At 44.2% G+C, this 6,322-nt stretch carries 11 protein-coding genes; 1 reads left to right on the top strand and 10 read right to left on the bottom strand.

What is annotated here, in order from left to right; translation table 11 throughout:
• Positions 1-43: 43 nt before the first annotated feature.
• The 5 genes from DW091_RS19825 to DW091_RS19805 form a co-directional block, all read right to left on the bottom strand.
• Complete coding sequence (locus DW091_RS19825; RefSeq protein WP_118519107.1) at positions 44-1,075, bottom strand: IS30 family transposase; 1,032 nt, start codon at positions 1,073-1,075, stop codon at positions 44-46.
• A gap of 12 nt (positions 1,076-1,087) precedes the next feature.
• Entirely contained in the window at positions 1,088-1,849 is a 762-nt protein-coding gene (locus tag DW091_RS19820; RefSeq protein ID WP_118519106.1) for a hypothetical protein, read from the bottom strand.
• A gap of 173 nt (positions 1,850-2,022) precedes the next feature.
• The gene (locus DW091_RS19815; protein WP_158577957.1) at positions 2,023-2,841 is read right to left on the bottom strand and encodes a zonular occludens toxin domain-containing protein; all 819 of its coding nucleotides are present in this window, start codon (positions 2,839-2,841) and stop codon (positions 2,023-2,025) included.
• Positions 2,842-2,927: 86 nt separating this feature from the next.
• Positions 2,928-3,185: a hypothetical protein gene (locus tag DW091_RS19810; protein ID WP_118519104.1), complete on the bottom strand. Its 258-nt coding sequence runs from the start codon at positions 3,183-3,185 to the stop codon at positions 2,928-2,930.
• 137 nt (positions 3,186-3,322) lie between these two features.
• On the bottom strand, positions 3,323-4,594 hold the full coding sequence (locus DW091_RS19805) for a hypothetical protein (protein ID WP_118519103.1): 1,272 nt from the start codon (positions 4,592-4,594) through the stop codon (positions 3,323-3,325).
• Between the two features lie 205 nt (positions 4,595-4,799).
• Between DW091_RS19805 and DW091_RS19800 the strand changes: the two genes are divergently transcribed.
• Positions 4,800-5,009: a hypothetical protein gene (locus tag DW091_RS19800; RefSeq protein ID WP_118519102.1), complete on the top strand. Its 210-nt coding sequence runs from the start codon at positions 4,800-4,802 to the stop codon at positions 5,007-5,009.
• A gap of 74 nt (positions 5,010-5,083) precedes the next feature.
• Here DW091_RS19800 and DW091_RS19795 read toward each other — a convergent pair whose 3' ends face one another.
• From DW091_RS19795 to DW091_RS19785, 5 genes are all read right to left on the bottom strand, one after another.
• The gene (locus DW091_RS19795) at positions 5,084-5,266 is read right to left on the bottom strand and encodes a hypothetical protein (RefSeq protein ID WP_058696106.1); all 183 of its coding nucleotides are present in this window, start codon (positions 5,264-5,266) and stop codon (positions 5,084-5,086) included.
• Positions 5,267-5,295: 29 nt separating this feature from the next.
• Positions 5,296-5,457 carry a hypothetical protein gene (locus tag DW091_RS20235; RefSeq protein WP_158501409.1) on the bottom strand — a complete coding sequence of 54 codons (162 nt, stop codon included), beginning with the start codon at positions 5,455-5,457 and terminating at the stop codon, positions 5,296-5,298.
• 19 nt (positions 5,458-5,476) lie between these two features.
• Positions 5,477-5,605, bottom strand: coding sequence for a hypothetical protein (locus tag DW091_RS20780; RefSeq protein WP_263422127.1), 129 nt, complete (start codon positions 5,603-5,605; stop codon positions 5,477-5,479).
• Between the two features lie 98 nt (positions 5,606-5,703).
• A complete protein-coding gene (locus DW091_RS19790; protein ID WP_058696105.1) occupies positions 5,704-5,976 on the bottom strand; it encodes a hypothetical protein in 273 nt (90 codons plus the stop codon).
• Positions 5,977-6,034: 58 nt separating this feature from the next.
• Positions 6,035-6,322, bottom strand: a 288-nt coding sequence (locus DW091_RS19785) for a hypothetical protein (RefSeq protein WP_207665254.1), incomplete at its 5' end; no start/stop codon positions are given.

Genomic DNA, 6,322 nt, shown 5'->3' with positions numbered 1-6,322 from the left:
TTTTTTGTGAATGTCAAGAAAAATTGTCCAAAAAGTTAAAAATTTAAGACAAATTCTGAATAAACATACCGAAAAGTTCCGCAGAAGTGCGATAACCTAGAATTTTACGTGGATAATTATTAATCCAGGATTCAACTTTTTTGATAAAAGAATCACTTAAGGAAGCAATATTTACACCTTTTTTCACAAAACGGCGAACCATGCCGTTGACGTTTTCGTTGCTGCCGCGTTCGCTTGAGCGGTAAGGATGACAGTAATAAGCTGTTGTCCTTTTTTTCTTGGTATAGATGGAGGTCTCAATAGTGTCCTGATCGATGAACTCGGAGCCATTGTCCATGGTGATACTTTTGAAAATTTTCTTGAACTGATAGCGGTATTTTCGTTCCAGGCTGTCCAGGACATCTTTGACACAGGCCTGGGAAACGGAAGGAATCTTAAAAACAAGGGTATCTCTGGAAGTTCTTTCAATCATGGTGAGAAGCCCTGTTTTTTGTCCGCGAGCTGATTTAATACAGTCCATCTCCCAATGCCCCAGTTCAACACGTGCTTCGATTGTTTCGGGGCGTTCATCAATCCGACGATTTTCAAGGCACTTTTTAGGTTCTATCACATCTTTTTCTTTGCGCTTATTCGTCATGCCTTTACGGTGGAGATCATTGGTCGTTAAACGCGGAAAACGGCCTTGTTTGATGTAGTTATAGAGCGTGCCGGTACAAATGGTGGTTTTGAACTTTTTTCCCTCAAGACGGGCACGTCCCAAGGTGACATCCGGTGACCAGCATTCGTTAATAATCTTGTTCTCAATGTATTCAATGAAATCTGGATCATCAGCCAGCTTACATCTACGACCTTTTCGTTTAGAAGCTTCATCAGCCAGGCTCTGAGCATAGTCGGGACAGTAACACGGGTACTCTTTCAATTCGGTATCATAAAGCATAATGGTACCACGCTTGATCTCACGGCGTACCGTCCGCTCAGACATGCCAATCACATCGGCGATATCCTGAGTGTTCAAATCCAGTTTAAAGCATGTTTCAATCTGTTTGCGCTGATCCAACGTCATATAAGCAGCCATGTCAAAACCTCCTTATAAATCCAATTCCAGATAGTAATCTTTAAAAAAATCGTATTGATCCACAAACTGCTGAGAACACCAGGCTCCTTCAAAGTCCAGACTGAAATCAACGGCTTTGGTCAGCTTGCCTTTTGAAACAACCTCGGCTTTGTTTAAACCGGTCGAGCAATAATACAAATTGGCATCCAGGTCAGTAACCGATCGGGCTAAATCTTTTGTAATATACTTTGTGATATAAAGGGCGGTGCGGGTATTATCCCGAATGGCGCCCAGAGAACAGAAGCCAAACTTTTTTTGATAGGGCGCCCAGTTCAGATAGCCCTTTTCTGAAAGGGAGCGCACCGGGTGCGGTTCCAGATCATCCCAGGGAAGCTCAGAGAGCAGTCCGTGCATATGCCAATTTTTACCATCGGCATGCAGTTCAGGAATGAACAGGTATTTCACATCAAAAGCCGGATCTTGTTTCCGGTATTTTTTCCGGTAATCACGAATCCACTGGGAAAGGTCTTTCTGGAAAACGGACAGGTTATCCCGCTGGTACTTTGCTTTGTCCAGGGTAAGGGTCACGAACCATGTCCAATCATTACACAAAGCCTTTTCAAGAACGGTGTTTTTAGCCCGCTGTACATTGTTTTTAAGCTTTTTCTGATTGGCCTTGCCCTTGGGGGTATATTTCCGAATACTCCGCCCATAGGTCACTTCTTTGGTGATGGTCAGCTTGTAGTAATCCGCCATCTTTTTGACCTGCACCGCGTTGTATATTTTGTATTCCATTGTATCCCTTTCGGTACAATCCCCGGAATGTGATACTTATGTCAAGTAGAAGGCCTACGGCCTTCTCGTTCCGGAGGCATGCTGCATTAAATTTTTTACGCCTTCGGCGGGCACCCTCTTAGGCCAGGAAAGGATAAACCTTCCCTGGTCAGAGGGTGTTTATGACAGTGCGGTCATTCGTTCTCCAGCTGAAAGAACCGGTCAACCTTGGCAGACAGGGTTTCCTGGGACTGCGGGCGGCGGTCAGGAGCGGGGCCCCGCTGGCGCACCCCTTCCGCTGATCCGTCGTCCGCTTCTGCAGGGACCCGGGACGGCCTGGGAGAACGGCGCTTTGGTGGGCGTCTTTCCTTTGGGACTATCTCAGCAGCCAGAATAGCTTGTTTACGAGCCTTTGGCACTGCCCCAACACCCGATTGAGTAAAATCATAAAACGTATCATAGAGATCACCTACCTTCCTGGAATACAGAAAAAATTCATGGTTATTCTTCTCCCGGATGGTCACATTCCGCTCGACCGCCACAAAGAGCGGAAAGGGCAAAACGGACCAGAGGGAGAAGTTATTGAGTTTACGATGTACGACTTCGATTTCGCACAAATCCCGAATCTGACGGTCAATCTGGCGTAGATTCTGGGTAATGAGCACGACCTCGAAGCCGTACTTCCGATGCTGGGCAAAGAAAGAGCAGAAGGGAAGCCGGTCTTTGACGGAGAACTCCCGACAGTTAAACTTGACACTGGCTTCATCCAGCATGATGAGGGTCTGGTTCTCCCGATCTTCGTCGTGGAACAATCGGGCGAAGCTGCGGAGAAAGTCTACGGTCAAGTCCTGATTTTCGACATAAAAATAACGGCCGTTCATGTGCTTGACCTGGGAAACCTTAATGGGAAAGTTGGCGATTACGTTCTTTCCGGCTTTCAGATAGGCCAGGATCAGGCGGATACTGTGCAGGCTCTTGCCGCTGCCGGGAACGCCGGTATAACATTTGATCATATTTTTCACCTCTTTTGCGTGTGCTGCGGCACTGATCGGAGAAGATCAACACCGATAAACACGAAAAATTAAATTTAACGCTTATATTAGTCAATGACCTTAAAGACCCGCAGCAAAATGGAGATTACATACCAGGCGAGCATAGCAGCCCCCCAGACAACCAGGGTTTCAACCACCAGCGTGAAGGGGAAGCACCAATTCATGTAGCCGACAATCTCTGCTGGCAGGGAAAGATTCAGGCTTGCGAAGGGATCTTCGGGCAGAATGGCGGTTACCATGGTAACAATGGACGCAATAAGCCAAATAAAAAAGTTAATGATGATGATAAAGAAATCAGCAATCATGGCGTCACCTCAGAGAATGAATCTGATGCAGGACTTCAACCGTCGGCCCGTTGTAGAAAGCAATACCAAGACCAATATAAAGCACGACAAAACAAACAAGACAAAAAACAATAAAACCTTTATCCATAGTATCCCCTTTAATTTTTCATAAAATTCTTTGAAATAAAAACCAGGCCAATCAAGAAACCAATATAAAGCGCAGTTTTGACAATGGCTGCGGCATCGTCCCACTGTTCAAAGTTCAGATCCCAGACAATGGGATCACCGGGAACACCGACTTTCGAAAGATCAAAGGTCATTTGAAATTCAGGACGCCGGGGCTCAGCTTGGAGCACGCCAAAAAGCTTTCCAATATCCCCAGGCAGGGAGAAGGGAAACTTGCTGCCAAAGTCGGTGCTCATGTTCTGAAGCGGGGAAAAATCCACGGTTTGGGTAGGAATCAGGGCGTCCTTCAAGAAAGATAACAATCCAGCGAAGAAATCGCCAATGGGCTTTATCCAGGAACTACCGTCATAGTCCGGCGATGGGGTTGGTTCGGGTGTGGGGCTGGGTGTTGGTTCGGGGGTGTCGGTGGGATTCTGATCCGGGGTCACGTCCTGAAAACCGTCAAGATCGGGCGGGTCATCCGTTACGGGGTTATAGTTGTCGGGCAGCTGCGGGAGCTCATCGTCGGTCGGATCAATGACGAGGTTTTCGGATTCGCCGTTGATGTAGGTGTTGTAGTTGTTGATAACAGATGGTGGAAGGCGGGTTGGGAGCTTAATTTTATTGACAGTTTTGGCGGTGATGTCCGGAACATGCGTATTTTGTCCGAAAAAAAGCTTCATCCAAAGTTCATAATTCGGAGATCCGATAGTACGATCCGATTCAAAAGCTGTTTTAATATAACCGTCTTTGACCCAATAACCATAAAGATTATAAGAAGATGTACTAGAAGTGGAACCATAAGGATAATAAAGGAAAGCAGGCGATATATTTACATCCTTATCCACAAAATCTGATACTTTTCCAACGGTGTATATTTCCTCGGTTGCCGTTTTAGAAAGAAGTTTTAATACGGGGTTTTTAGGGCCATATCCATTACTACTAAGTTTCCAAGTAATATAACCTCCTTCTGTGTAACGCCAGATTATTTCTCCATCTCGAAGCGTTTCGGGGGGCTTGGATGGGTATAGTACATCAATCACCGCCTTGCTGATGGCGTAAATCGCTTTTCCGCTGTACTTGCTCCAGTCAATGTCTTTTCCGGACAGCAGGTCGTTGCTGAGGTTTTCAAGAATGCCGAGCTGTTTATTGTATTCGGTGGGGTCGGGGAAGGCGGACTGGAGGTTGGTAGTGGCTTGTTCGTTTAATTCGTTTAGTTTTTCTGCTGGGACTACGGTATCTCGAGCATAACCAGCTGCAATCATACCAGCAATAAGTGTTATGGCAATACCACCCAAAAGAACAGGATTCGCATATACTTTCTTTGGTTGACAAAAGGGAGATATAGCTATATAAATACATAATAGCACAGCTATTAATTTTAAATATATATTTTTATTTATCTTCATTTCCATATTGAAACCCTTTCAGTAAATAAGATATAATAAAAGAACAAATAGGAGGTGTACCATGAAACTAATAGCTTTATTATTAATGTTTGCAGTTGTTGCGGTTTATTGGCTAACATATTTACAACAAAAAGGAAAAGTACACATAACTTTTCTAGAGAAAATAAATAGAGTCATTAGCCAAAAAAAGCTATATGAGTATAGTTTCTATGGATTCCTGTTATTAGTTTTCTTTACATTCGTAGCAATTTTTAATTCAATCCCTAAATAAACAAAAGCCTGTCTGCCAACCCAATGAGGAAGGCCGACAGGCTTTTTTAAAAGGGAAAAGATGTCAATTGTCTGCTATTTCACAGACTTGTTTAACAGGCGTTTTCCAACCGTAAAGGCCAGAATGCCAATGGCAATGACCACGCCGGCGGTGAGGATCGGAACCATCATACCACCGACCTGACCAGCTGCCCCAGTGAAAATAGACTGGATGGATTCGACCATTGTCGGGGATCCTTCGGCTAATGCTGTAGGCATAAGCTATCTCCTTTCATGTTTAGTATGTGTCATTTAACAGATTTATTGAGCAGACGCTTGCCCACGGTAAAAGCCAGAATACCAATGGCAATGACCACACCGGCTGTAAGAATAGGAACCATCATGCCAGAAATATCAGAAGCAGCACCCGTGAAAATGCCCTGAATACCGGTTAAAGTTTCGGAAGCCATAAAAACACCCCTTTCTTCATTATTTTATTGAAGTTTTGAAAGCGACCCAGGCGGAGCGCAAAGCAAAACTTAACAACCAAGTCCCAAGGCCGAAGCCGAAGCCAAGGCCAGAAAATTGAAAAAACAACTGTAATTCTTCAGCGATCAATGAATCTTACTCCAATCCTGAGCCACGATTAAGGCCAGGATCACGCCAAAGAGTAATCCGGCCAACTCAATTTCCTGTACCAAAAGATTTCCCATGGCTTAAGCCTGCTTTGTCTCTTTGGGAATAATGTTAACGATCCGGCCTTTAATATCCGTGATGATGTCAACGTGTTTGTTAACAACGGAGTCCAGCTTAAAGGGCAGCTTCTTAACCAGGGAACGCTGGAGGAACTTTCCGTCAGCAATACAGCCCTGGAGGTTCTCGTTCAGCATGTCCTCATAGACAAAGTAAATCTTGACCCCGTCGATGTGGGCCTTTGTCTTTTCGTCCGTAAAATCAATATCGTTAATTCCTACAATCAAGTAATCCATAATTTAATCTCCTTTGTTTTTTATTAAAAATCAATCCCACAGAAAATCTTGTAATCCGCTACATACACGCTAAAAAATCAATCATTTTCATGATTTCCTGATAGTCAGCGTTTGCCTTTTCTTTAGCTTCTTTTAATTGTTCGGCAACTGAACTGGAATCAAAACCCTTGCAAAACCCTTCAGCAAAAGACTGTCTGCCATAATCAATGACTAATGAAGCCAGCTTCGATTGAAACTGTGCTTTTTCCATTTTTTTCTTCATCACAAAACTCCTACATCCCCGCACTGGATGGTTCTTTAAAATTTGTTGTATAATTATGCGGTCAATTAATTTTACAATTCGGGG

This window comes from Eubacterium sp. AM05-23, assembly GCF_003477535.1.
GTDB lineage: Bacteria > Bacillota > Clostridia > Eubacteriales > Eubacteriaceae > Eubacterium > Eubacterium maltosivorans.
This window is presented reverse-complemented; position numbering and strand designations above follow the sequence as displayed.